This is a genomic window from Agrobacterium sp. a22-2, from assembly GCF_012276985.1.
Lineage (GTDB): Bacteria > Pseudomonadota > Alphaproteobacteria > Rhizobiales > Rhizobiaceae > Allorhizobium.
Window position 1 is genome coordinate 77,964 of the sequence record NZ_JAAXMM010000005.1, and the last position, 24,795, is coordinate 102,758.

Consider the following 24,795-nt stretch of genomic DNA (forward strand, 5'->3'; position numbering starts at 1 on the left):
AACGCGGGCAGCTATTACATTTCCGCTGCGGCATCATCGTCATCGGGTTCCGGACCGCCGTTTTCGAGGAAACGCTCAGCGATCAGGCCGGCATTCTGGCGCAGCGCCAGCTCGATTTCATCGGCGAGCGCCGGATTGTCGCGCAGGAAGGTCTTTGCATTCTCGCGCCCCTGCCCGAGCCGCTGGCTGTTGTAGGAGAACCAGGCGCCGGATTTCTCGACGATGCCGGCCTTGACGCCGAGATCGACGAGTTCGCCGGTTTTCGACACGCCTTCGCCATACATGATGTCGAACTCCACCTGCTTGAAGGGCGGTGCCATCTTGTTCTTGACGACCTTGACGCGGGTCTGGTTGCCGACCACCTCTTCGCGATCCTTGACCGAACCGATGCGGCGGATGTCGAGGCGAACCGAGGCATAGAATTTCAGGGCATTGCCGCCGGTGGTGGTCTCCGGCGAACCGAACATCACGCCGATCTTCATGCGGATCTGGTTGATGAAGATGACCATGGTGTTGGAACGCGAAATCGACGCGGTCAGCTTGCGCAACGCCTGGCTCATCAGGCGGGCCTGCAGACCCGGCAGACTGTCGCCCATCTCGCCCTCGATTTCGGCGCGCGGCGTCAAAGCCGCGACGCTGTCGATGACCAGCACGTCGATGGCGCCGGAGCGCACCAGCGTATCGGTGATTTCAAGCGCCTGCTCGCCGGTATCGGGCTGGGAGATCAGAAGATTCTGCAGATCGACGCCGAGCTTGCGGGCATAGACCGGATCGAGCGCATGTTCGGCATCGACGAAAGCGCAGATGCCGCCCTTCTTCTGGGCCTCGGCAATGGTCTGCAGGGCCATCGTCGTCTTGCCCGAGCTTTCCGGTCCGAAAATCTCGATGATGCGGCCCTTGGGCAGGCCGCCGACGCCGAGCGCGATATCCAGTCCGAGAGAGCCGGTCGAAACCGTCTCGATCTCGACGATATTCTCGTTCGAACCGAGTTTCATGATCGAACCCTTGCCGAACGAACGCTCGATCTGCGAAAGGGCCGCTTCCAATGCCTTGCTTTTATCCACCGATTTGTCCTCTACGAGACGCAAAGAATTTTGTGCCATTTGATCCACCTTTAGGTTATTGAAGCCGCCGAGGCAATGAAGCAGTCTATGGAGCTTTTGTACATGGTTTGTTCCTCTTTGGCAAGGGCCTATCAAGCCTCTGAAAGCAATAGATATTTCATGGCGTGTTCACGAAACGTCTCACAAGATCGGCGGCACGGCGTCGCCAGACGGTCGGCGGGCAGCAACCTGGCCTGTGCAGGGGCGGCGATTCGTCCGGTCGGCGCCTTGGCGGGGCGGTTTCGATGAGCGGCGGGATCCTGGTTTTCGGCGGCGCGCATGTCGATAGACGCGGCCGGATCGACGGCGTAACGGTGCCGGGCGCCAGCAATCCCGGTCGTTTTCTGGAAGAGCCCGGCGGCGGCGCGTTCAATGCCGCCCGCGCCCTTGCACGGCTCGAACACCGCACCGTGATGATATCGCCGCGGGGCGGCGATGCGGCCGGGGCGCAGGTGTCTGCCGCGGCCCTTAGCGCCGGGATCGACGACCGGCCCTTCGTGTTTCTCGACCGGTCCACGCCGAGCTATACGGCAATCCTCGAGCGTGACGGCAATCTGGTCGTCGCCATTGCCGACATGGATCTCTACCGGATGTTTTCGCCGCGGCGCCTCAAGGTGCGCGCCGTGCGCGAGGCGATCGCTGAGGCCGATGCCATCCTCGTCGATGCCAACCTGCCGGAAGAGACGCTGACGGCGATCGCCGTCGCTGCCCGCGCCCGACAACTTCCGCTGTTCGCCATCGCCATCTCGCCGGTCAAGGTGCTGCATTTCCGGGCCAGCCTCGAAGGGCTGGATGTGCTGTTCATGAACGGCGCGGAGGCTGCGGCGCTCACCAGCCGCCGGCCGGAAGAACCCGGCGGCTGGCCGGCGCTGCTGCGCGCCGAGGGCCTGAAATCCGGAGTCATTACCAGCGGCGCCCAGCCCATCATAGCTTTTGACGAGACATCGGCGTTCAGCATGACGCCACCGACCCTCGAGCGCATTGCCGATGTGACCGGGGCCGGCGACGGGCTGGCGGCCGGAACGATTTCCGGCCTGATGGCCGGCCTGCCGCTCGGCCAGGCGCTTCGCCGCGGTGCAGCCGTCGCGGCGCTGACGCTCGCATCACCCCATGCCACGGCCGAAAACCTCTCGCCGGCGCTGCTCGAAAGCCGACTTGCTCTTGTGCCGGAGCCCGAATTGCTGTCATGACATTGATCTGCCAACCCATGGACATCCTATGACCAAAGCCATTTCGCCTTTGCTGCCCATCGTCTATTCGGGCGAGGTCACTGCCGCCAAGACACGCGGCGCGCCGATCGTCGCCCTTGAATCGACGATCATCACCCATGGCATGCCCTATCCCGGCAATCTCGACATGGCGCTCAGCGTCGAGGCGATCATTCGCCAGCAGGGCGCCGTTCCGGCGACCATCGCGGTGATCGACGGCGTGCTGCATATCGGGTTGGAACCGGCAGACATCAAAACGCTGGCGCAGATGCCCGACGTGATGAAGCTGTCGCGTGCCGATCTTGCCTTTGCCATTGCCGAGCGGCGCTCCGGCGCCACCACCGTGGCGGCGACGATGATCGCGGCGGCCCGGGCCGGTATTTCGGTCTTTGCCACCGGCGGCATCGGCGGGGTGCATCGCGGCGCCGAGGAAAGTTTTGACATTTCGGCCGATCTGGAAGAGCTGGCCCGCACGGCCGTCATCGTGGTTTCGGCCGGCCCCAAGGCCATTCTCGATATTCCGAAGACACTGGAAGTGCTGGAAACACGCGGCGTTCCCGTCGTCACCTATGACAGCGAAGACTTTCCGGCCTTCTGGTCGCGCAGTTCGGGGCTCAAAAGCCCGCTGTCGCTGGCCAGTCCGGCGGCGATTGCCAATTTCCAGAAGGTACGTAGCCAGCTTGGCCTCGATGGCGGCATGCTGATTGCCAATCCGGTACCGGAGGAATTCGAGATCGCCCGGGAGGAAATGGAAATCTATATCGGCCGGGCGCTGGCCAATGCCGAACGCGAAGAAATTTCCGGCAAGGACGTCACGCCGTTCCTGCTCGACAACCTCTTCCACCTGACCGACGGCCGCAGTCTGAAGACCAATATCGCGCTGGTCGAGAACAATGCGCGCCTGGCGGCTGAAATCGCCGTGGCAATGATCTGACGAACAGGCAGACCTGAAGACCACCAGTGCCGCGGATGGGACGAAACCCTCCGCGGCGCTTTTGTTTCAAGCCCTCAGGCGTCGAGCATTTCGCGGACGGCGACGGCCAGTTGCTTCAGCGAGAAGGGTTTTGGCAGAAAGCCGAACTTGGCGTCGGCCGGCAGGTTGCGGGCAAAGGCGTCTTCCGCGTAACCCGATACGAAGATGAATTTCATATCCGGGTAGTCCTTGCGCAATTCGCGCAGCAGCGATGGCCCGTCCATTTCCGGCATCACCACATCGGACACGACGATATCCACCGCGCCGTTCAGCTCCGCCATGATCTCAAGCGCCTCGACGCCGGATCCCGCCTCGTGAACGGTATAGCCGCGGGTCTCCAGCATGCGCTTGCCGCCGCGACGAACCGCCTCCTCGTCCTCGACCAGCAGGACGACCGCGGATTTGCCGGTCAGATCAGCCGGTTCCTTTTCCGAACCGCTGTTGGACGAGGCGGCCACCGCCGGTGTTGCCTGCGCCTCTGTCGTCGGGTCGAGCGGACCCAGCCGGTCATCCGGCACCGCTTCCATCACATGGCGCGGCAGGAAGACTCGGAAAATCGTGCCCTTGCCGACTTCGGAATCGGTGAAGATATAGCCGCCGGACTGCTTGATGATGCCATAGACCATGGCCAGCCCCAGCCCGGTGCCCTTGCCGACATCCTTGGTGGTGAAGAAGGGCTCGAAGATCTTGTCGAGAATTTCCGGCGCGATGCCGGTGCCGGTATCGGCGACCTCGACCAGCACGAATTCCTCGTCCGGCAGCAGGCGGTAGTTGAAGGCGGCGGCCTGCAGCGGGCTGATATTGCGGGTACTGAGCGTAATGGTGCCGCCGTCCGGCATGGCGTCGCGGGCATTGACGCAGAGATTGATCAGCACCTGCTCGAACTGCGACAGGTCGGCCTTGACCGGCCAGAGATCCCGTCCGTAGTCGACCTTCAGCTTGACATTGGTGCCGGAGATCAGCCGATCGACCAGCATGCGCAGGTCGCCGATCACGTCGGTCAGATTGAGCACGGTCGGCCGCATGGTCTGCTTGCGCGAAAAGGCCAGCAATTGCCGCACCAGCACGGCAGCGCGGTTGGCATTGCGCTTGATTTCCATGAGGTCCGCGAAACTGGCGTCGGCCGGGCGGGCCTGCAGCAGCAGATGATCGGACGACAGCAGGATGGCCGTCAGCACATTGTTGAAGTCGTGGGCGATGCCACCCGCCAGCGTGCCGACGGCATTCATCTTCTGGGTCTGGGCCATCTGGGTTTCCAGGGCCTTCTGGTCGGTGACATCGACGGCATAGACGATGGCCGCCTCTTCGGGCGCCTCGTCGCTCTGGTCGATCACCGCATTGACGTAGAAGCGGAAATACCTGAGGTCGTTGGTCGGATGGCGGGAATCGATCGGCGCGATATCGACCTGCCGGTCCCTGGCAGAGGCCAGCGCCTGGGCAAAGCGCTCGCGGTCGCTTTCGTGGAAGATCACCTCCAGCCGGGCGCGGCGTTCCACATCGTCACGCGAGACGATGTCGGAGAACAGTTTCAGGAACGGCGCATTGGTCCTCAGAATCCGGCCTTCGCCGTCCACCGAGGCGATGGCCATCGGCGTATTGTTGAAGAACCGCGTGAAGCGCATCGAGGCGACGGAATCGGTGCGGTCGCCGGCGCCACCCTCCTGCCGCGCCAGCACGATCGTGCGGCTTTCGCCCGGCGCCCCGTCGCGGGCCGAGCGCACCCGGTGCACCAGCCTTGCCGGAAAGCTGCGACCGTCGACGCGGCGCAGGTCGAGATCGAGCGTTTCGGTCTTCGACAGTCCGGGTTCGGCCTGCACCGACTGGATCAGCGCCATGCCCTCGCCGGCCACCAGATCGGCGACATAGATCGAGCCCGGCGAAAACTGCGTGAGGTCGATGCCCAGCCATTCGGCAAGCGTAGCATTCAGATAGAAGATTTCGCCCTTGCGCCCGGCGGAAAAGAAGCCGGCCGGCGCGTGATCGAGATAATCGATGGCGTTCTGCAATTCCTTGAAGAAGCGTTCCTGGTCGTCGCGCTCCGAGGTGATATCGGCAATCTGCCAGATATGCAGCGTGCGATGGGCGGCGTCGCCGTCCAGGAGCCGTGCCTTGAGACGATACCAGTGTGCGCCGGAGCCGTTGTCGGAAAACAGGCCGAGCGGTTTCAGCAACCGGAACTCTTCAGAGCCTTCCTTGCCCTCGCGCAGGCTGTTGGTCAGCCGGTAGAGCGCCTCGCCGGCCTCGCGGTGGCGCGACAGCAGGGCCTCCAGCGTCTGCACCTCGGTCGCCTTGCGGGCACCCGTCATACGGCCGTAGGCGGCATTGGCGTAGATGATGCGGCCCTTGTCATCGGCAATCAGTGCGCCTTCGGGCAGGGTGTCGAGGAAATTGCGGCCGAGCCCGTCCGACTGGGTCTGCGGCATGACCTCGATGAAGCCGATGATGGCCGAGACGAGAAAGAAGATGCCGACCATGGCGAGAATACCGAGGACGCCCAGCACCACTTCGTTTTCGAGCGAATCCTTGAAGATCACGAAAGAGGTGGCGGCAGCAAGAAGAACGGCAGCCAGCACTATGATGCGCATCGCCGCGCCGGAACGGGCCCGGCGATCCACCAGTGGCCCTGCACTCTCGTCGGCCTGCCGCTTTGTCGTCATACGCCCCTCGCTGGTGGCCCGATACGCACCCTCGATCCGAATGGTCGGAATAAAGGGAATCGGCCTTGTCATAATACCCTTAGCAATTTGCAACTGGCGCAAAAAGCTCCGGCAGGACACAAACAGACCGTCAATACACAGACAATACAAGGGCAACCCCATAGGATCGCCGCATTTGGCGTGAATCCTTGAACAGGCCTCGCCCGCGCCGCATGCAATGATCGCTGGACAACGATCGGCTTGCCTTGCTTGAGCGACAAAAAAGTCGTTCTTGTAGATAAACGTGAGAAAGGAGCCCGCGCCAATGCTGGACGAACTGATGACCGCTTACGGCAATCGTTTTATCGTTGCCGCCGTCGGCGTTTGCCTGGCACTCGTCGTTCTGGTCGTCGTCTTGTGGCTGATGCGCAACCGTGCCTCGTCTCCTTTCGTGCGCGGCGGCCGCAACCGGCAACCGCGCCTGCAGGTGCTGGATGCCGCGGCGGTCGATACCCGCCGCCGTTTGGTGCTGATCCGGCGCGACAATATCGAACATCTGATCATGATCGGCGGGCCGACCGATATCGTCATCGAAAGCGGCATCGGCGAACCGAAAGCCTATCTCGCCGGCGAGTTGTCGCAACCCCTTGCCGTGCCTGCGCCGACAACACCTAATATGCTCGACCAGCGGATGCCGTCTCCCCTGCCGGAAGCAAAGCTGCAGCCCGCGGAACAGGCGCCGGCTGCGAGACTGCCGGCGGCGCCCGCCCCCGTTCAGCCTCCGGTCCAGAAACCGGCCGGCGACAGCGTCCGGGCCGCAGAACGCCCGACGACCCCGGCCCAGGCAGCGCCAAGCCGTCCCGCGACACCGCCTGCCGAGCCGCCCAGACCGGTTGCGCCGCGCCCTGTCGCGACGACCCCAACGGCAACGACGGCGGCAGCCGCACCAGCACAGACGGCAAGCGCCGCGGCGCCGGTTCAGGCCGTGGCCGCGCCGCAGATCCCGACTGCACCTGCAGCGCCTGCGGCCGTGCAGGTGCCGGCATCCCAGCCGGTTGCCGAAGAGCCGATTTTCGTCGAGCCACCGGCAAAAATCGTAGTCGAGCCGCCGGCCAGGGCTGTGCCAGCCGCTGCGACCCTCGCCCAACCCGATGTGGTGCCTGCGCCTGCGTCACCGCCGCCGCCAGCTCCGGAACCCTTCCCCGCCTCCCGCTTCATCTCACCCGCCGCACGTACCGAGCCGCAGATGGAACGGCAGGACACCGGTGCCGACCTGCCGATCGGCGATGCCGCGGATATTCTCGATGCGGCCCGCAGTCGGGTGCTGCAGCCGCAGGCCGAACCCTTTCCTGCCTCGCGTTTCACGCAGCAATCAGCCCGCCTCGAGCCGGAGATCGCCCCGACCATCACGCCTGCACCGGTGCGCACGCCTGAGTTCAGTGAATTTGAACGGGTGCTGGAAGAGGAAATGGCATCCCATATGGCGGCCGATCCGCGTCTGGCAAAAAGCCTGACGGGTCTCGGGCCGGTGCCGGTGAATGCACCTGCCGACAGCAAGCCGGCGCCGGCCACGGCCGCTGGTACTGGCGAAGAGCAGAATATTCAAAAGGAAATCGCCCGGATTTTTGGCGAGATGTCGGCAAGCCGCAATAGCTGACGGGGGCTTTGCGGTGGACTGCAATCGCTCGCGCGATCCTTGCGTGGGCGAGATCGGTTCGCTGCAAGGCCGCATCAACCGGCCGCCTTCCCCACAGACACTCCGCAGGGAAAAGCGCCGGTCTCAGGCCGGATAAGGCTTATTCGTCGCGATAGACTTTTTCGCGACGCTCGTGGCGTTCCTGAGCCTCGATCGACAAGGTGGCGATCGGACGGGCGTCCAGGCGCTTCAATCCGATCGGCTCGCCGGTCTCTTCACAGAAACCGTAGGTTCCGTCATCGAGACGCTGAAGAGCGGAATCGATCTTGGAAATCAGCTTGCGCTGGCGGTCGCGAGCACGCAGCTCGATCGCCCGATCGGTTTCCGAGGATGCCCGGTCGGCAAGGTCTGGATGGTTGGCGCTTTCCTCGGCAAGATGGCCGAGCGTTTCCCTCGCCTCCCGCAGGATGTCGTTCTTCCATGCGATCAGTTTTGCGCGGAAATATGCCTTCTGGTTGGCATTCATGAACTCATCGTCTTCCGAGAGCACATAGTTGCTAAGATTGATCTTCTCACTCAACGCGATTCTCCTGAAGAACATCTCAATTGGCGGGTGTATATCCTTTCAAAACGTCGCATTCAAGCCTTATGACCACTGTTAAGGCATTTTTAAATCTGTCATAAAAATCGGCTAAACGACTAATTTTTCATCATATTTCCATTTCGCGCTGCCAACCCCAGGCATTCTGCCGTCGCGGATGCCACCAGGCCAGGGCTTGAGGGCCAGCTTTCGGTTGACGGACCTCCCGGACAAAAGCTAGTGCAATGACAGCAAGCTCTGCAGCGGAACCTGAACGAATGCACCTCGTATCGCCGCCCCCTTATCGGATCTATCTCCTGCGGCACGCCAAGTCCGACTGGGCAAAGCCCGGCGAACGGGATTTCGACCGCGCGCTCAGCAATAGCGGCTTTGCCGAGGCGGAAACGGTTGCCGTGACGGCGGCCGCCAAGGCCTACAAGCCCGATCTGGTGATCAGCTCGACAGCGCTGCGCTGCCGACAGACGGCCGACGCCATAAAGCGCAATATGCCGGGATCCGTGCCGTTCCGGTTCCTCGACGAACTCTACAACGCTCCGGCCGACACCTATTTCGACGTGTTGTCCGGGCTGGGTGACGTGCAGTCGGTCATGTTGATCGGTCACAATCCGGCGATGGAAGAGGTGCTGGAAACGCTGGTCGGCACTGCCGCCCTGCAGGCGGCAATCCCCGATGGCTATCCGACAGCGGGGCTTGCGGTCCTCGACCACGCGCCCGACAGTCCGGCAGAATCCGCAAAACCCTGGCAGCTCACCGATTTCCTGATCCACTGACGGTCTCCAGGCCTCCACCCGCGGCCGTACGATCGGAACGCCTCGCCCGGCAAAGGCCGCCGGCGCTCCTTTCATTTGGCCAGCCCATTGCCTATATCCGGGGCAACCACCATTCGGGAATGTCGATGTGCCACCATCCCTAACCAGTTTTGCCGATGAAGCGCTGATCGCCCTGGACAACCTGTCCGATCGAGCGGCCAACCTGGTCAATCCGTCGATCCGGCTTGGCGTGACGGGCCTGTCGCGCTCCGGCAAGACCGTGTTCATATCCTCACTGGTGCACAACCTGTTGCATGGCGGAAGGCTGCCGCTGTTCGAGCCTCTGCAGTCCGGCCGTATTTCATCGGTGCGGCTCGAGCAGCAGCCGGACGACGCCGTGCCGCGCTTCCAGTACGAGGATCACATCCGCGCCCTGGTCAAGGATCGTGTCTGGCCGGATTCGACCCGCGCCATCTCGGAACTGCGGCTGATCATCGATTATCAAAGCGCCAGCGGCTGGAACCGCATGTTCTCGTCCGGCCGGCTGGCGATCGACATCGTCGACTATCCCGGCGAATGGCTGCTCGACCTGCCGCTTTTGGGGCAGGACTTTTCGACCTTCAGCGACAATACCCTGTCGCTGGCGCAAACAGGCGTGCGCGCCGAACTGGCGCGCGCCTGGCTGGCGCTGAATGCCACCGTGGATCCCGACGGCCCGGCTGATGAAATGGTGGCGCGCCAACTGGCAACGGCTTTTGCCGCCTATCTCAAAGCCTGCAAATCGGATGAGCGATCGCTGTCGACGCTGCCGCCCGGCCGCTTCCTGATGCCCGGCGACCTCGACGGCTCGCCGGCCCTGACCTTTGCGCCGCTGGCCCCCGATCCGCAGAAACGGCCGCAGAAGGGCACGCTCAGGGCGATGATGGAGCGCCGCTACGAGGCCTATAAGACGGTGGTGGTCAAGCCGTTCTTCCGCGAGCATTTCGCGCGGCTCGACCGGCAGATCGTGCTGGTCGACGCGCTGCAGGCGATCAACCGCGGCCCGGAGGCCGTGCAGGATCTGGAAAGGGCGCTGGCCGATGTCCTGGCCTGCTTCCGGCCTGGCAGCAACAGTCTGCTGATGAGCCTGATCGGCCGGCGCATCGACCGGGTGCTGGTGGCTGCCACCAAGGCCGACCACCTGCATCATGAAAGCCATGACCGGCTGGAGGCCATCACCCGGCGTCTGGTCGACCGTGCCATCCAGACGATCGGCATGACGGGCGCCGGCATCGATGTCATGGCGCTGGCCTCGGTGCGCGCCACCCGCGAGGCCAATGTCAAGCAGGACGGCCACACCCTGCCGGTCATCGTCGGCACGCCGATGGAGGGAGAGACGATCGGCCAGGACCGCTTCGACGGCAAGCGCAAGACGGCGGTCTTTCCGGGCGATCTTCCGGAGGATCCGCAGGCGCTGTTCCGTTCGCTCGACGATCCGGATCGCCATGTCGACCTGCCCGATCTCAACATCGTGCGGTTCCGTCCGCCCCAGCTCGAAGAGACCGGTGGCGGCATTACGCTGTCGGTGCCACATATACGCCTCGACCGCGCCCTGCAGTTCCTGTTCGGAGATCGCCTGGCATGAGCAAGCCTCCCTCCACCGTGCCGCCAAGCGGTCGCCGTCCTGCCTCTTTTTCGGTCGAGCCGGAAGAAAGACCTCGTCAGGCTGCCGCCCATGCCCGCACACCGCGCAGCTTCGACGACCATATCGACATCATCCCGGACGAATCCGACCCCTTTCTGTCCGCAGACGTGGAAGGGCTGGACATTCCGGTTGCCGCACCGCGCCGGAAACGGTTTTCCTTCATCAAGCTGGCCCTCGGTGCTTTTTCCATTCTGATTTCGCTGGCGCTCAGTCTCTGGGTCGATGCCCTGATCCGCGATCTTTTCGCGCGCTCGGACTGGCTTGGCTATGGTGCCATCGCGGTCCTCGCGGTCGGCCTGCTGGCGCTTGCCATTGCCATCGGCCGCGAACTGGCCGGTCTCTACCGCCTGGAAGCGGTCCAGACCATCAAGGATCATGCCGTGAAGGCGGCGAGCGGCAATCGCATGGCCGAAGCGCGAACCGTCGTCAAAGGGCTGGAAAGGCTGGTTGCCAGCCGCCCCGAAACGGCCAAAGGGCGCGCCACGCTGAAGGCCGCCGAAGACGACATCATCGACGCTCCCCATCTGATCGACCTGGCCGAGCGAGAACTGCTGAAGCCGCTCGACATCCAGGCCCGCGCGCTGATCCTCAACGCCTCGAAGCGGGTTTCGGTCGTCACGGCCGTCAGCCCGCGCGCCGTGGTGGATCTTGCCTATGTGCTGTTCGAAGTGGTCCGGCTGGTGCGGGCGATGGCCGAGCTCTATGGCGGTCGACCTGGGTCCTTCGGCATGCTGCGGCTCTTGAGGGACGTCGTGGCGCATCTGGCCGTCACCGGTTCGATCGCGGTCGGCGATGGCCTGGCGCAGCAGATCCTCGGGCATGGTCTCGCATCGCGCCTTTCAGCCCGGCTCGGCGAAGGCGTGATCAACGGACTGATGACGGCACGGATCGGCATCGCCGCCATGGATCTTTGCCGCCCCCTGCCCTTCAAGGCCTTGAAAAGGCCCGGGATTGGCGATTTTATCGGTGATCTGACGCCCAACCTTACTGGCAGCTCCAAGCCATCAAAAAGCTAGGCCAACCTCGTCACACCTCTTGCCGGCTACGGCTTTCGTGGTTAACAGCAATGAAGCATTAACCATTTTCACCCTATATTGCGCCATGTATTTCAGTCGCCCGCGTCAAGGAAAGCCGATGTCGTATCGCTTGTTTCCGCTCTTCGGCACTCTTGCCATCGTTTCCACCATCCTCGCCCCGGCCTCCGTCGCCGATGCGTCGTCGCGCGATCGGCAATTCTTCGAATCGGTCGGCGGCCTGTGGAGCGGACCAGGCGAAATCGTCGCCGGCAAATACAAGGGCACGAAATTTACCTGCAACCTGACGGGCGAGCCGGCTGTCGGCAAATCGACCGGCATCAAGCTGGACGGCACCTGCCGCGTCGGCATGTTCTCGCAACCGATGACCGCAGTGATCTCGCAGAACGGCAACAGCTATAGCGGCCAGTTCCTCGATGGCGCCGCCGGCAAGGGTCTTGACATCGTTTCGGGTTCGGTCACCGGCGACAAGGTCGTGATGGGCATCAACCGCGCCAAGCTGAACGGTGCGATGGTGGCACGGCTTGCCGACGAATCTGCCATGCACATCACCATTTCCGTGAAGGTCGAAGACCGCATGATCCCGGTGATCGGCCTGAAGCTCAACCGCAAGGTCGACCCGATCGCCGTCGGCTCCATTTCGAAGTGATTTTTTTGCTTACGGCCGGCACCCGATCACATTCCTACTCGGCGCTCCAACTCGTCAACACGCTCCGACAGTTCACGAGACGAGATGCTGTTCTGCAGGCCGCTCTGGATTGCCGTTAGAATGTCATTGTACTGGCTACGGGCCTCGATCCGCAATTCCCTGATGTGATGGGAGTTGCCATCAACGGCGTTCTCGATCTCGTCAATTCGATGAAGAACGGCCTGGAGCCGCTGGTTCGCTTCGGCTCGAAACTGACCTAACTCGGTTTTCACGTCGAGTAGGTCACTTCTCAACTGATTGTTCTGCCTCGATAGCTTTGTGAACTCAGCCTCAAAGCGCCCCATAGACTCAAGATTGCCAGAAATACGTTCATTGAGCGTTTTCATCCCGTCAATGACGAATGAAAGCTGGGTCATCAGACGTTTCTGAAACTCGGCATCCTCGGACATCGTTCACTTTCTGCTTCGATTGCCTGAAATATATGGCTTTCCTGGAAAAGACACAACCGGGTGTACCCGGAGCCAAGTCGTGGTCTCAACTTCAGCCAGACCGTGCCGTCTTCCACCATGTGGTATCCGGGTCGGCGACGAGAATGCCGGTCTGGTCGGTCTTTGATAGCCATAGATCCACCGGGCGGCCGTTGATCTGCAGGTCCGGGGCGATGTCGGCCAGCGGCATCAGCACGAAGGCGCGCTCCAGCATGCGCGGATGGGGAAGAACCAGCGTCTCGGTCTGCATCTGAACACCCTCGTAGGTCAGGATGTCGATATCGAGCGTCCTTGGCCCCCAGCGCTCCAGACGCACCCGTTTCATCGCCCGTTCGAGGTCCAGACAGACGGCCAGAAGTTCCTCGGGCGGCAGGCTTGTGCGCACCAGGGCACAGCTGTTGAAGAAGTCGGCCTGGTCGGTCTTGCCCCAGGGCGGTGTCCGGTAAAGCCGGGACACCGAGATCACGGTGCAATCGTCCCGTGCGTCAAGCGCCTGAAGGGCGCTTGCCATGGCCTGCACGGGATCGCCGACATTGCCACCCAGCCCGAGGGCGGCATTGCTCCAGGAACGCTCAGCGGGAATGGTCAACACTGACCTGCACATAATCGAGGATGCCGGGCACAGGCGCGCTCGGCTTTCTGACGGTGATCCTGGCGCGCTGGATACCTTCGAACCGCGCGCACAGAGCCTTGGCGATATCGAGTGCCAGCGCTTCGATGAGGAAACGCCGGGCACCGGTGACAATCTCCTCGATCACCTTGAAGGCGATACCGTAGTCAACCGTGCTCTCGATATCATCGCTCTCCAGCGCACCCCCGGCTTTGACGTCCAGGACGGCGTCGACGAAAAACCGCTGGCCGAGGAACTCCTCCTCATCGTGCAAACCGTGGCGGGCGAAAAACGCGCAATTCTTTAATGTGATCGTGTAGAGGTCCGTCATGCGGATCGTCCTTCTTGAGCCAGGGATTGCGCGGCCATCATAGCATCCGCCACGGCCAGGACGTCCCGGTTGATCGCGACATTATGGACCCGGAAAATCGCCGCACCCTTCAGGCGCAGCAGAACCGACGTGGCCGCGGTTGCCGCGTCCCGTTCTGTCGCCTGCCGCCCGGTCAGGGTGCCGAGAAACCGTTTTCGCGACGTGCCGGCCAAAAGCGGATAGCCGAAGGCATGCAGCTCTTCGAAACGGGCCATCAGCTGCAGGTTCTCCTCGACCGTCTCCTTGGCAAAGCCGAAGCCCGGATCAAGCACGATGGTCGACGGCGCCATGCCGGCAGCCTGCGCGATCTCCAGCGAGCGATTGAGATAGTCGAACTGGTCGGCCACGACATCGGCCAGCGCATCGCGGCCACGGCCGGTATGCATCACGCAGACGCCGGCACCTGTGGCCGAAGCGACCTTGGCGATATCAGGCTCTTTCTGCAAGCCATAGACATCGTTGATGATATGGGCACCGGCTGAAATGGCGAGGCGGGCTGTCTCGGCGCGGTAGGTATCCACTGAGATCAAGGCATCGGTGTCGCGCGCCAGCCGCTCGATCACCGGCAGGACGCGGTCCTGCTCCTGCTGGGCTGTGACAGGCGATGCACCGGGACGGGTCGATTCGCCGCCGATATCGAGAATGTCGGCACCCTCGGCCAGACACAGCCTGGCGTGATCGACCGCTTGCTCGACGCTTGCGTGAGCGCCGCCATCGGAAAAAGAATCAGGCGTCACGTTGACGATCGCCATCAGCCTTGCCGTAGTGCCGAGATCGAGGGCGCGTCCATGCGCCAATTGCCAGCGGACCGTCTTGAATGTCACGAATTCTCTTCCTTCCCGACAGGAAAGTCGCCGTTACGATATTGCACTTGCGCAGGCTATGCCCCAAGGTCACGGCGAATTCAACACTGCGGATGCATAGAATGACAAGAGTGAGCGGCCTTGCGGCCAGCATCACAGCGGCAGCGCTTCTGGCGGTTATGAGTTCCGTTGCCAGCGCCGAAATGATCTCCCAGAAGACGATCCGCTATTTCCAGATCGGCGGACGGACCGCCGAGGATCTCGACCGGGAACTGGAGCGCAACGGACCTTACACCAAGAGTACAGGATCGCGTCATCCCGGGGCCACCGAAATCAAGTTCGGCGGAGAATTGACCTATGTGGAGCGCAACGGCCGTTGCTCGATCGGTTCGATCAAGGTGACGCTTTCGACCCGCATCATCCTGCCCAGCTGGAAAAACCGCCGGAAAGCCGACCGCGAACTTGGCCTGATCTGGGATACGCTGTCGCGCGACATCAAGCGCCATGAGGAACGGCATGCCGAGATTGCCCGGCAACATGCCAAGAAGCTGGAGTCCGTCCTGAAGCGGCTGCGGCCGCAGCGCAATTGCGACATCCTGCAGGACAAGGTTGCCGAAGCAACCGCGAAATCCATCGAGGCGCATGACAGCGATCAGATCCGTTTCGACCGGGTCGAATCAGCCAATTTTGAAAACCGCATGCTGCGCCTGCTGCAATACCGGCTTTCCCGGCAATCGCGCTGAGCGCCGACAGCGCCTATCTCAAAAAAAGCAGGTCTGGGGACGGGTTGCATCGAAACCTGTGCGAAACTTGCGATAGTCCCTGTGAATAACGGGCAATTTCTCAGCGTAGCACTTGCTTAAAAACTAAAATACAACTGTCATCACAGTGTCATTCAGCAGTTCAGCCGTTGTGTTGCCTTCCCGAGTTCTCCTGGCGCATCCTGGTGCCACAGGTGTTCCTCCCTCGCCTGATGGCGATGCGCCCCTCTGCCTCGCTCCTCGTTCACGCGGAGAGCGGGGCTTTTTTTGTCTTTATCAGGCCTGGCGTTCGGGCACATGCACGACGAGACCGCTCAGCCCCGCCGTCACCTTGATCTGACAGGAGAGACGCGAGGTCGGACGGACGTCGACGGCAAAATCCAGCATGTCCTCTTCCATCGGGCTCGGAGCGCCGACGGCCGCAACCCAGGCGTCGTCGACATAGACATGACAGGTGGCACAGGCACAGGCGCCGCCACATTCGGCCTCGATGCCGGGCACGGAATTACGGACGGCATTCTCCATGACGGTTGATCCTTCGGCGGCGTCGAGTTCGAAACGCGTTCCGTCAAAGGCAACGATGGTCAGTTGTGTCATAAACTCGGTATCCAGACTTTTGCCAAATTAAAACCGGCGAAGTCATCCAACAATTCACCAGGCCAGTCAACATGGAGGCCGGCCAAAAAGCCCTTCACGCAGCGGTTCGGCAGAGCGGTCGGCAAGGGCAAATCCAGGTCCAGCCTGACGCCCTGTCTCGCCGCCCCTGCCGGCCGGCACGATCTGCTATGAGCGGCAGAGCTTCAGAATGAAATTTTCCGCTTCGATGACGGCGGCGCCGACGGCGGCCAGGCTTGCAGCATCAGCGCCGCGTTCCTCGACTTCGCCTGCGGCTTCGGACACCCTGAAAGCGCCAACGGCAAGTGCAGCACCCTTCAGCCGATGCGCCGTGGCTTGAACCGTATCGGCACTACCTTCGATCAGCCCCTGCAGACAGCCGCGGGCCTGACGGGCAAACATCTGCAGCACTTCGATCTCCAAAGCCTTGTCGCCCATGGTCTGGGTGGCGAGATGAACAAGGTCGATCGGTCGTGTCCTGGAGGGGCTACGGCTGCCGGAATTGTCGGGAGCGTCGAAGGCGATATTGAGGGCTGCCATGGCCGGATTGTCCTTTTCTTGTTGTGTTTTATGCTGTGATCCTGGCGCTTAACCGTGGGAATCCGGTTAAATTGAGGATCTGCCCCCGGGAAAAGTTCATGACATGGTTAATTTCCATTAAATACCGCTAAAATATGACTTTTCGCTAAGATTCAGGGTTTAAAAATTGTTAATAAGGGGTCCTACCCGTTAGGATTGGCAGGTTCGGTTAATTGTAACAACATCGCGAATGTGTCACTACGATACGGATGGATTGGGCTTAAGGTGGAGAGCTTTGCCCCAAGACCGGACGATGATATGAAAATTTCATCAATTCGCTGCAGAAGGCGGAATGCCGGGATTGGATCCTGTTGCGAAATTGCGATCTGCATAGCGGCGGAAGCGGAATTTCAGTGTTAGCCGTATTTGCCGCGCCCCTCCTGCAGGCGGCTTCTGGGAGCGAGGCAAAAACGGCCGTGTAGACGGTAACGAGGCGTAACCCTATGGCGAACAACAAGATTAGCGAATCGATTGACGATAGCGCTTTTCAGGCTCTTGAAGCGGCCTTGCGGATCGAATTCGACGAAGACGAGACGCCGGCGCCCGAAAAGAAACCAGCGCCTGACGCACCGGAGGCCAGAGTGTCCGATCCAACCAATCAGCGTCCCGCCGCCACAAGGCAAAGGCAACAGCGCCCGGCGAGCCAAGACAATCCGGCCCGCGGCCCACTGTCGCCGGAGCCAGCCCCCAAGGCGCCGGCCTTTGCTCCGGCCAATGACGCATCGCGTCGCTCGTCCTCGGCCATCCTGAAATCGCTCGAAGGCGCATCGATGCGCTCGGCACTCCGCAACGCCACCCTGGTTTCCATCGTCTGGGCGCTCGGCGCCGTCGGTCTGTCGCAATTGTTGTACGGCGCCCAGTTCTGGGCCGCCGCGACGGTTGCCGATTTTGTCGCCATGCCGGGCGTCGTCGCCATCCTGGTTGGAACAGTCCTGCCGGTCTTCCTGTTCTTCGCCTTTGCCATCATGATGGCGCGCGCCCATGACCTGCGCAATGTCGCCCGCTCCATGGCCGAGGTGGCCCTGCGCCTGTCCGAGCCGGAGACCATTGCGTCCGAGCGCATCATGACCGTGGGTCAGGCCGTCCGGCGCGAAGTGTCGGCCATGAACGAAGGCATCGAGCGGACCATTGCACGGGCAACCGAGCTTGAGACGCTTGTGCATTCGGAAGTGACGGCGCTCGAGCGCAGCTATACAGACAACGAATTGCGCGTGCGCGGCCTGGTTCACGAACTCGGCTCGGAACGGGACGCGATCGTCAATCATGCCGAGCGGATCCGCACCTCGATCGTCGGCGCGCACGAGCAGCTCAAGGAAGAGCTGTCGCTGGCCACCGAGGAAATCTCGGTGCGGCTTGCGACCTCCGGCGAAGCCTTCGCCTCGATGATCGATACGCGCGCCGCAGCCCTGATGGAGCGGTCCGACAATGCCGCAACGGCGCTCGGCAGCCTGCTGACCGCCAAGACCGACGATCTGGTGCAGACGCTCGGTGCCGCCGGTTTCTCGCTGACGACCGAATTCGACACACGCCTGCAGGGCCTGACCTCGACCTTGTCGCAACATGGTCAGGAACTTCTGAGCCAGTTCGAGACACGGGCCTCGACGCTCGACGCCAATACCGAGAAGCTGAACGAGGCACTCAGCGAAAGGGCAAAACAGCTCAACGAAACGCTGATTGCCCGTACCCGCGAGATCGCCGACAGCCTGTCCAGCGGTGAAACCAACCTGACCAGCTCGCTCGACGGCGTTCTGTCCAAGCTCAATGCATCGCTCGAGGAAAAGAGCGCAACCTTCCGCCAGAGCCTGCAATCGAGCGCCGATGATGCGATCGTTGATCTCGATCTGCGCTCCGGCCTGTTCGAGGAACGCCTGCAGGCGACGATCGGCCAGGTCAATACCGCATTCGACGACCGCGTCGCGGAATTTGCCAGCGCCTTCGACCAGCGCGCCGGCTCGCTGGACAGCAAGCTGATGGAGAGCCTTGCCCGCATCAACGAGACGCTGAGCGGCGGTTCCGAGGCGATCGACGGCATCCTGAATTCCAGCATCGAGCGGCTCGGCTCCAGCCTGACCGACCAGTCCTTCGCGCTGGCCGTCGCCTTTGGCAGCGGCCAGGACGGCATCGACGAGGTGCTGTCCTCCCGCACCCAGGAAATTGCGACAGCGCTTGATCGCAGCAAGCAGGAGCTTGCCGCTACGCTCGGCCGCGGTGCGGAAGACGTGGCAACGAACCTCGATCGGGGCAACCAGGAACTGATCGCCAATCTCGACCGTGGCACGCGGGAACTGTCCACCAACCTTGACCGTGGCACCCAGGAATTGGCTGCCAATCTCGACCGTGGCAATCAGGAGCTGTCGACAAACCTTGGTCGTAGCAACCTGGAACTGGCCGCCAACCTCGACCGTGGCACCCATGAGCTTGCAACGACCCTTGCGCGCAGCACCCAGGAGATCGGCGAGAACCTGACGACGGCCCATCAGCGGATCGATGCCGTTCTGGCCGAGCGCAGCGATGCCCTTTATCACGCGCTGTCATCAAACCAGACTCGTTTCGAGGAAACGCTGGGCAGCCGTTCGGAAGCGATCCTCAATTCGCTGTCGGGCAACCAGGAGCGCTTTGCCGAGATCCTCGACACCAGCGCCGGCACCATCCTCAATTCGATGGCAGCGACAGAGGGCCGGCTGGCCGAGACGCTCGATCGCAAGGCGCAGACCATCATCGAGACCGTCGCGGATGCCGACAGCCGTATCGAGGCGGCCTTCAGCAACAAGGCCGAAGCGATCCGCAGCGCTTACGTGGAAAACCAGGAACGGCTCGATCTGTCCCTGTCGGCCCATGCCGACCATCTGTCGAACACCCTCAATGCCAGCGGCAACAGAGTCGAAGCCGTACTCGGCGACGGCATCCAGCGTATCGAGAGCGGCCTTCAGGCTGGCGTCTCGCACCTGGAAGGAACGCTCGGTGACACCCACGAGCGTATTCGCTCGACGCTCGACGAGCGCAGCAACGCCATCATGCTGGCCCTCAACGAGGCCCGCGAACAGCTCGAAGAGACGCTGAACGAACAGGGCACGTCGATCGGTGCAACTGTCGCTGCCAGCACCGGCATGCTCGAAATGACGCTGGAAGATCACCAGGACGCCCTGCGCCTGGCGATCGACGCCAGCAGCCAGGCCCTGGACGAACGGCTGCGCGGCACGGCCGGCGCCATTACCGGGCAGCTTGGCGATGCGGCAGCCGAGATCACCCGGACCGCCGAGGATTTCTCGACCCGCGTCGAAGGTTCGATCGGAGGCATGGCCAACCGGCTCAATGAGACCAGCACCCGCATCGAAGTCAGCCTTGGCACGCTCGAGGACCGGATTCGCAACGGCCTCGACGGTGTCGATGCCCGTGTCGGCGATGCCGGCGAGAAATTTGCCGAGAAGCTGGCCGACAAGGTCACCGATATCGAGCGCGTCAGCAGTGATGCGACGGCACGGATCGCCCAGACGCTCGACGAAGGAACGGCGCGAGTCGCCGAGACCTTCGACAGCCGCACGGCGATGATCGACGAACGCCTGTCGACGATGGACCGGGCCCTCAATATCGGCCTGCAGAACGTCAACAGCACGATCGAAGGCAAGGCGGCGGGCCTTGCCGCCAGCCTGCGTGGCGCCGTGGCGGATGCCGCCAAGGAACTCGACAGCGAGGCACTGCGTTCCGCCGAACTCTTGAACAAGACCGGTTCGGACTTCGCCGAAACGATCGGCGCCAAGCATGCCGAATTCAGCCGCTCCGTCGAGGAGCGCTCGCAGGAGCTTTCCACCCGCATTTCGGAAACCCAGAGCCGCCTGGCTGGCCAGACCGTGGCGCTTGCCCAGAGCTTCTCCGAGGCCGGCGACGCGATCGTGCGCAAGGTGGCCGATGCCGAAGCCCTGGTCGGCAATCGCGTCTCCTCCATTGCCAGCACCTTGAATGAAGCCGAACAGGCGCTGGAAGCACGGGCTGCCTCGATCAAGGCGTCCCTGTCTGGCAGCACCAGCGACATCGCCTCGACCCTGGAGGCAGCAGAAACCGCGCTCGACGCAAGGGCCGCCTCCATTCGTGCCGCCCTTGCCGGCAGCACGGACGAAATCCACGCGACGCTTGCGACCGTCGACAAGGCGCTGGAGGCCCGCGGCAACGCGATCCGTTCGGCACTCGACGAGCGGACCCGCGATCTCAACTCCATGCTGTCGAGCCGCTCGGCCGAACTGTCGCGCCTGATCGACGAGAAGGCCAAGCCGACCGTTGCCGAATTTGCCGATATCGGCCGCGAGGCGGCAGAGCGGATCTCGACGGCCGCGGAAGAAAGCGCCCAGCGGCTGCGGTCCGAAAACACCGTGCTGGTGGATGCGATCGCCGCCCGGGCGTCCCATGCCGCCCAACAGCTCAGCGCTGCGGAAGACAGCCTTGCTGCCAGCGCCGGTAGCATGATCAACAAGCTTGCCGAGAGCAATTCCAGCATCACCGCCCTGGTCGAACAGGCTGCCGAAACGCTCCACGCCGCCGACCGCCAGTTCGGCGCGACGACGGAACGCCTGGCAGAGACCACGTCGAAGGCCGCTGACCTGCTGTCGACCTCCGGTCGCCTGCTGGACGGCAAGCTCGAAAAACTGTCGGCAGTCTCCAACGAGGCGCTGGCGCAGGTCACCGGCATCGTCAGCCGCTTCGGCGACCATTCCAAGGTGCTTGGCCAAGCGTCCGATCTGTTGGGCGCTGCCCAGTCGAACCTCGCCGGCACGCTTGAGGAACGCCAGCAGGCGCTGCGCGACCTGTCGGTCGGCCTCGTCAAGCGGTCGGAAGAGATTGAAATCACCATGAAGACGCTCGCCAACATGGTCGAGACGGCATTCGAGCGGGCTGAACAGCGCTCCGGTCAGGTGGCCGGCAACCTGCGCCAGAGCATCCAGTCGTCGTTCACCGATATCGGCCAGATCCTTGGCGAGACCGAGAAGAAGGCCCAGGCCACCGCCGGCACCATGCGCGATGCGCTGATCTCGGCTGGCGAAGACGCCAATCGCGCCATCGAGAAGACCCTGGCGGATGCGGAAAAGCGCTCCACGCAGCTGACCGATCGGCTGCAGGGCGGCCTGTCCGCCTCGCTGTCGGATGTCGACCGTATCCTCGAAGAGGCCGGCCGCAAGTCCGACGGCGCCGCCAACCACATGCGCGAAGCCGTGCGTCAGTCGGTCGAAGAGGCGCTTGGTCGCTTCTCCGGCGCAACCGACGAGATCCGCAAGTCGGCGATCGACATCCGCAAGGAACTGGACCTGACGCGCAACGAGCTCAAGCGCGGTGCCTTCGATCTGCCCGAGGAAGCCAAGGAAAGTGCGACCGCCATGCGGCGGGCCGTGGCCGAGCAGATCAAGGCGCTGCAGGACATTTCGCAGCTGGTCGGCAAATCCAGCCAGCATCTCGAAATTTCCGAGCCGGTGGCCCGCACCCTTGCCCAGGCCCGACCAGTAGAGGCACCGAAGCGCCCGCCTGCTCCAGCTCCTGTCGCCACTGCCGCCCCGGCGCCTGCTCCAGCACCTGCACCGGTCGCCACCAAGCCCGCGGAGCCGCTTGGCCTGCGCGGCAGCCTGACGCTCGGCACGAGTGCAGCGCCCGTGGCGCTTCGCGAGGAAACCAGCGGCGGGTGGATCAGCGACCTGTTGCGCGGCGCTTCACGCGAGGAGCCGCTGGACGCCGCCCCGACGATCCGCGCTGCGACACCCCGCCCGGCCCCCGAGGCTGCACCGGCCGCCCGCGTGACGGACAATCGCAATCCGAAGCACATGGTTGAATCGCTGAACTCGCTGTCGGTCGATATCGCCCGCGCCATCGACCACGATGCCTCGGTCGATCTGTGGCGCCGCTACCAGCGTGGCGAGCGGGACGTGTTCACGCGCCGGCTCTACACGTTGAAAGGCCAGCAGACTTTCGACGAGATCAAGCGCAAGTACGACCGCGAACCGGAATTCCGCACGGCCGTCGACCGCTACATTGCCGATTTCGAAAAGCTGCTCGCCGATGTCGCCCGCACCGATCGCGACAAATCCGTGACGCAGTCGTACCTGACCTCCGATACCGGCAAGGTCTATACGATGCTCGCTCATGCGGCAGGCCGCTTCAGCTAACCGGCAAGGCCGGTACATTTACCAGACAAAAAATGCCCCGGATCGACAGCGATCCGGGGCATTTTGTATTGGTATAGGCTTGTATCGGGCGTCAAGTCCGGCGGGCGCCGGCCCAGCCCGGTATCAGATGGCGTTCAAGGTCCAGGCGACGATCTCGCCGGTCACCGCGGCAAAGGCACTGTCGAGGGCGGCGATATAGGCACTGTTCTCGGAGCCGTGGCTTGGCACCGTGGCCTGGAACACCTTCTGCGCCGAGATAGAGCCGTTGCGATCATTGAGGATCTTCACCGAGATCTCGACAACGGCACGGTCGGCGCCTGACGTGTCGATCTCGAAGGCGCGGATATCGGTGATCAGCTGGTAGTCGATCGCCAGTCCCTGCCCCGGCTTGCCGACGCCGCCAAGCTTGCCGGTGTTCTCGAAGGCTTCCACCAGCTTGGACTGCACCATGCGCGGCAGCTTGTCGCTCCACTGGGATTTCGACAGATACTGCACCTCCGAGGCGCTCACCCGCACCAGCACCATTTCGCTGTCGAGCGCCTTGAGCGCCGTCGGATCGGGCACGAGAATCTGGCGACGGCTGGCGGCAGGCGCAGAGGTCGTCACCGCCGAGGCAGACAGATCATACGTATCATTCTTGGCAGCCGTGCTGCCACAGCCCGAAAGGCCGAGTGCCGCCAATGGCAAAGCCATGGCGGCGGCCAGCAAACCCCGTCGACGCAAAACCCGTTCAGATCCGCTCATGCTGTCCCATTCCCTTGCGTTCGCGCGGCTCATCGACGCGTCCGTCCGTCATATTGCTTGATCGTATCGCCGCCGAACAGCAGCCTTTGTGGATCGCGATCGAAATTGGTGATCGCATCATCGAGGTTGCGCACGGTCTGGCGGGTGTCGTCAACGAGCGTCTCGATATCCTTGAGCCCGGACGACGAGAAGCGCGTCAGATTGTCGGCGATCGGCCCGATCTTTGCGTTCAGGTTGTCGGCCACGCCGCGGATCGACTCCAGGGTCCGGCGCGCTTCGGCCGACAGGGAATTGGTGTCGTCGGACCCCAGCAGCGCATCCACCTTCAGCAGGATGCCGTCGACGCGGCTGGAGGCGTTGTTGAGCTTGTTGGACAGCTGGGTAAAGTCCGTGATGGCCTGGTCGATATCCTCCTGCCGGCCGCTGATGCGGGTGCTAAGCGCGGAGAATTCGGACACGGCCTTGCGCGCGTCGGCAACCGCCACCGACACGTCGTCGACGACCTGCGTAACCTTTTGACTGTCGACGGACGCCACCAGCCCATCGATCTTGCGCAGCGTTTCCCCGGCATTCTTGCCAAACTGGTTGAAGGTATCAGCCGTTGCCGTAAAGCCATCCACAGCCGCGCCAACCTTGTCGGATGCTGCAGCAATCTTGGCCGAGAAAGCCTCGGCATTGGCGAGGATACTGTCGACCTTCTTGGTATCGACGGAGCGCAGCAGTTCTTCCGCAGCCGTGAGCGTCGAATCGAGCCGACCCGACAATCCCGTGACCGTATCGGACAGGGCGCTGACGCTGGTCAGGAACTTGTCGATGCCGTCGGCATTGTCGGCCAGCGCTTTGGAAAAGGTCTCGGCATTCTTGACCGTATTGGTCAGCGGGCCTCGAGCTTCGGTGATGAAGCCCTGGAGTTCGCCGATCGCGTCATCGGCCCGTTTCAGGATCTTGTCAGCTGTCGCCAAAAGATTGGTGACGCTCGACTGGTCGGCAACCAGCATAGCCGGCTCACCGGTCGAGATTGCCTTGGCCAGAATGTTCTCGCCACCGACATCGCCGCCGGACAACTCGATATAGGCAGCGCCGGTCAGTCCCTGGATTTCAAGGATCGCCTTTGTCGTGCTGCGCACCGGGGCATCGGCCTGGACCTCGGTGAATGCCACCGAAAATTTCGGATCGTCGCGGTCGATGTAGAGATTGCGGACGGAACCCACCTGGATGCCGTTAAAGCGGACGGGGGAACCGACGCTCAGGCCGTTGGCAGAGCCAGGAATGCGGATGGCGAGCGGCGCCATAGGCCCGCCGCGGCCATACTCCGCCATCCAGTAGACGAAGCCAAAGGCTGCGGCGATGACCAGGATGGTAAAAAATCCGACGATTGCGTAATTGGCTTTGGTTTCCATCAGTCTCAA

General features: G+C 62.7%; 20 protein-coding genes. 9 read left to right on the forward strand and 11 right to left on the reverse strand.

Annotation, left to right across the window (positions count from 1 at the left end):
• Positions 1-14: 14 nt before the first annotated feature.
• Positions 15-1,103: a recombinase RecA gene (gene recA / locus HFC70_RS09345; protein ID WP_168472972.1), complete on the reverse strand. Its 1,089-nt coding sequence runs from the start codon at positions 1,101-1,103 to the stop codon at positions 15-17.
• 245 nt (positions 1,104-1,348) lie between these two features.
• Between recA and HFC70_RS09350 the strand changes: the two genes are divergently transcribed.
• Positions 1,349-2,293, forward strand: a complete 945-nt coding sequence (locus HFC70_RS09350; protein WP_168472973.1) for a carbohydrate kinase family protein — start codon at positions 1,349-1,351, stop codon at positions 2,291-2,293.
• Between the two features lie 28 nt (positions 2,294-2,321).
• Positions 2,322-3,245, forward strand: a complete 924-nt coding sequence (locus HFC70_RS09355) for a pseudouridine-5'-phosphate glycosidase (protein ID WP_168472974.1) — start codon at positions 2,322-2,324, stop codon at positions 3,243-3,245.
• A 74-nt stretch (positions 3,246-3,319) separates the two neighbouring features.
• On the opposite strand, the gene cckA is transcribed toward HFC70_RS09355, so the two are convergent.
• Entirely contained in the window at positions 3,320-5,941 is a 2,622-nt protein-coding gene (gene cckA / locus HFC70_RS09360) for a cell cycle histidine kinase CckA (RefSeq protein ID WP_168472975.1), read from the reverse strand.
• 304 nt (positions 5,942-6,245) lie between these two features.
• On the opposite strand from cckA, the gene HFC70_RS09365 reads away from it, so the two are divergent.
• Complete coding sequence (locus HFC70_RS09365; RefSeq protein WP_168472976.1) at positions 6,246-7,577, forward strand: flagellar biosynthetic protein FliO; 1,332 nt, start codon at positions 6,246-6,248, stop codon at positions 7,575-7,577.
• A 139-nt stretch (positions 7,578-7,716) separates the two neighbouring features.
• Here the strand turns inward: HFC70_RS09365 and dksA are convergent, their stop codons facing one another.
• Positions 7,717-8,136 (reverse strand): RNA polymerase-binding protein DksA, encoded by a 420-nt coding sequence (dksA, locus tag HFC70_RS09370; protein WP_168472977.1) that lies wholly within the window; start codon positions 8,134-8,136, stop codon positions 7,717-7,719.
• A 278-nt stretch (positions 8,137-8,414) separates the two neighbouring features.
• Here dksA and HFC70_RS09375 point away from each other — a divergent pair, with 278 nt between their 5' ends.
• The 4 genes from HFC70_RS09375 (at position 8,415) to HFC70_RS09390 (ending at position 12,273) form a co-directional block, all read left to right on the forward strand.
• Positions 8,415-8,927 (forward strand): histidine phosphatase family protein, encoded by a 513-nt coding sequence (locus HFC70_RS09375; protein WP_168472978.1) that lies wholly within the window; start codon positions 8,415-8,417, stop codon positions 8,925-8,927.
• A gap of 127 nt (positions 8,928-9,054) precedes the next feature.
• Entirely contained in the window at positions 9,055-10,530 is a 1,476-nt protein-coding gene (locus HFC70_RS09380; protein WP_168472979.1) for a YcjX family protein, read from the forward strand.
• A complete protein-coding gene (locus HFC70_RS09385; RefSeq protein WP_168472980.1) occupies positions 10,527-11,606 on the forward strand; it encodes a YcjF family protein in 1,080 nt (359 codons plus the stop codon). The genes HFC70_RS09380 and HFC70_RS09385 overlap by 4 nt, the downstream gene beginning before the upstream one ends.
• Before the next feature lie 118 nt (positions 11,607-11,724).
• On the forward strand, positions 11,725-12,273 hold the full coding sequence (locus HFC70_RS09390) for a hypothetical protein (protein ID WP_168472981.1): 549 nt from the start codon (positions 11,725-11,727) through the stop codon (positions 12,271-12,273).
• Between the two features lie 26 nt (positions 12,274-12,299).
• Here HFC70_RS09390 and HFC70_RS09395 read toward each other — a convergent pair whose 3' ends face one another.
• From HFC70_RS09395 to folP, 4 genes are all read right to left on the reverse strand, one after another.
• Positions 12,300-12,722: a hypothetical protein gene (locus HFC70_RS09395; protein ID WP_168472982.1), complete on the reverse strand. Its 423-nt coding sequence runs from the start codon at positions 12,720-12,722 to the stop codon at positions 12,300-12,302.
• A 91-nt stretch (positions 12,723-12,813) separates the two neighbouring features.
• Positions 12,814-13,344, reverse strand: a complete 531-nt coding sequence (gene folK / locus HFC70_RS09400) for a 2-amino-4-hydroxy-6-hydroxymethyldihydropteridine diphosphokinase (RefSeq protein ID WP_368669613.1) — start codon at positions 13,342-13,344, stop codon at positions 12,814-12,816.
• Positions 13,334-13,702, reverse strand: a complete 369-nt coding sequence (folB, locus tag HFC70_RS09405; RefSeq protein ID WP_168472984.1) for a dihydroneopterin aldolase — start codon at positions 13,700-13,702, stop codon at positions 13,334-13,336. The genes folK and folB overlap by 11 nt, the downstream gene beginning before the upstream one ends.
• Positions 13,699-14,565, reverse strand: a complete 867-nt coding sequence (folP, locus tag HFC70_RS09410) for a dihydropteroate synthase (RefSeq protein ID WP_368669598.1) — start codon at positions 14,563-14,565, stop codon at positions 13,699-13,701. The genes folB and folP overlap by 4 nt, the downstream gene beginning before the upstream one ends.
• 101 nt (positions 14,566-14,666) lie before the next feature.
• On the opposite strand from folP, the gene HFC70_RS09415 reads away from it, so the two are divergent.
• The gene (locus HFC70_RS09415; RefSeq protein ID WP_168472985.1) at positions 14,667-15,287 is read left to right on the forward strand and encodes a DUF922 domain-containing Zn-dependent protease; all 621 of its coding nucleotides are present in this window, start codon (positions 14,667-14,669) and stop codon (positions 15,285-15,287) included.
• A 294-nt stretch (positions 15,288-15,581) separates the two neighbouring features.
• On the opposite strand, the gene HFC70_RS09420 is transcribed toward HFC70_RS09415, so the two are convergent.
• Positions 15,582-15,902 (reverse strand): 2Fe-2S iron-sulfur cluster-binding protein, encoded by a 321-nt coding sequence (locus tag HFC70_RS09420; RefSeq protein WP_168472986.1) that lies wholly within the window; start codon positions 15,900-15,902, stop codon positions 15,582-15,584.
• A 186-nt stretch (positions 15,903-16,088) separates the two neighbouring features.
• Entirely contained in the window at positions 16,089-16,460 is a 372-nt protein-coding gene (locus tag HFC70_RS09425; protein ID WP_168472987.1) for an Hpt domain-containing protein, read from the reverse strand.
• A 482-nt stretch (positions 16,461-16,942) separates the two neighbouring features.
• On the opposite strand from HFC70_RS09425, the gene HFC70_RS09430 reads away from it, so the two are divergent.
• A complete protein-coding gene (locus HFC70_RS09430) occupies positions 16,943-22,642 on the forward strand; it encodes a hypothetical protein (protein ID WP_168472988.1) in 5,700 nt (1,899 codons plus the stop codon).
• 123 nt (positions 22,643-22,765) lie between these two features.
• Here HFC70_RS09430 and HFC70_RS09435 read toward each other — a convergent pair whose 3' ends face one another.
• The gene (locus HFC70_RS09435) at positions 22,766-23,386 is read right to left on the reverse strand and encodes an ABC-type transport auxiliary lipoprotein family protein (protein WP_168472989.1); all 621 of its coding nucleotides are present in this window, start codon (positions 23,384-23,386) and stop codon (positions 22,766-22,768) included.
• Positions 23,387-23,415: 29 nt separating this feature from the next.
• Entirely contained in the window at positions 23,416-24,786 is a 1,371-nt protein-coding gene (locus HFC70_RS09440; RefSeq protein WP_168472990.1) for an MlaD family protein, read from the reverse strand.
• Between the last annotated feature and the right edge of the window lie 9 nt (positions 24,787-24,795).

What these genes read in the sequence shown, in the direction of transcription:
- HFC70_RS09355 (WP_168472974.1), top strand. Translation starts at nt 2,322, where the DNA reads ATGACCAAAGCCATTTCGCCTTTGCTGCCCATCGTCTATTCGGGCGAG.
- cckA (WP_168472975.1), bottom strand. Translation starts at nt 5,941, where the DNA reads ATGACGACAAAGCGGCAGGCCGACGAGAGTGCAGGGCCACTGGTGGAT.
- HFC70_RS09430 (WP_168472988.1), top strand. Translation starts at nt 16,943, where the DNA reads ATGGCGAACAACAAGATTAGCGAATCGATTGACGATAGCGCTTTTCAG.
- HFC70_RS09425 (WP_168472987.1), bottom strand. Translation starts at nt 16,460, where the DNA reads ATGGCAGCCCTCAATATCGCCTTCGACGCTCCCGACAATTCCGGCAGC.
- HFC70_RS09390 (WP_168472981.1), top strand. Translation starts at nt 11,725, where the DNA reads ATGTCGTATCGCTTGTTTCCGCTCTTCGGCACTCTTGCCATCGTTTCC.
- HFC70_RS09385 (WP_168472980.1), top strand. Translation starts at nt 10,527, where the DNA reads ATGAGCAAGCCTCCCTCCACCGTGCCGCCAAGCGGTCGCCGTCCTGCC.
- HFC70_RS09440 (WP_168472990.1), bottom strand. Translation starts at nt 24,786, where the DNA reads ATGGAAACCAAAGCCAATTACGCAATCGTCGGATTTTTTACCATCCTG.
- HFC70_RS09420 (WP_168472986.1), bottom strand. Translation starts at nt 15,902, where the DNA reads ATGACACAACTGACCATCGTTGCCTTTGACGGAACGCGTTTCGAACTC.
- HFC70_RS09395 (WP_168472982.1), bottom strand. Translation starts at nt 12,722, where the DNA reads ATGTCCGAGGATGCCGAGTTTCAGAAACGTCTGATGACCCAGCTTTCA.
- HFC70_RS09415 (WP_168472985.1), top strand. Translation starts at nt 14,667, where the DNA reads ATGACAAGAGTGAGCGGCCTTGCGGCCAGCATCACAGCGGCAGCGCTT.
- folB (WP_168472984.1), bottom strand. Translation starts at nt 13,702, where the DNA reads ATGACGGACCTCTACACGATCACATTAAAGAATTGCGCGTTTTTCGCC.
- HFC70_RS09375 (WP_168472978.1), top strand. Translation starts at nt 8,415, where the DNA reads ATGCACCTCGTATCGCCGCCCCCTTATCGGATCTATCTCCTGCGGCAC.
- HFC70_RS09365 (WP_168472976.1), top strand. Translation starts at nt 6,246, where the DNA reads ATGCTGGACGAACTGATGACCGCTTACGGCAATCGTTTTATCGTTGCC.
- recA (WP_168472972.1), bottom strand. Translation starts at nt 1,103, where the DNA reads ATGGCACAAAATTCTTTGCGTCTCGTAGAGGACAAATCGGTGGATAAA.
- HFC70_RS09350 (WP_168472973.1), top strand. Translation starts at nt 1,349, where the DNA reads ATGAGCGGCGGGATCCTGGTTTTCGGCGGCGCGCATGTCGATAGACGC.
- HFC70_RS09435 (WP_168472989.1), bottom strand. Translation starts at nt 23,386, where the DNA reads ATGAGCGGATCTGAACGGGTTTTGCGTCGACGGGGTTTGCTGGCCGCC.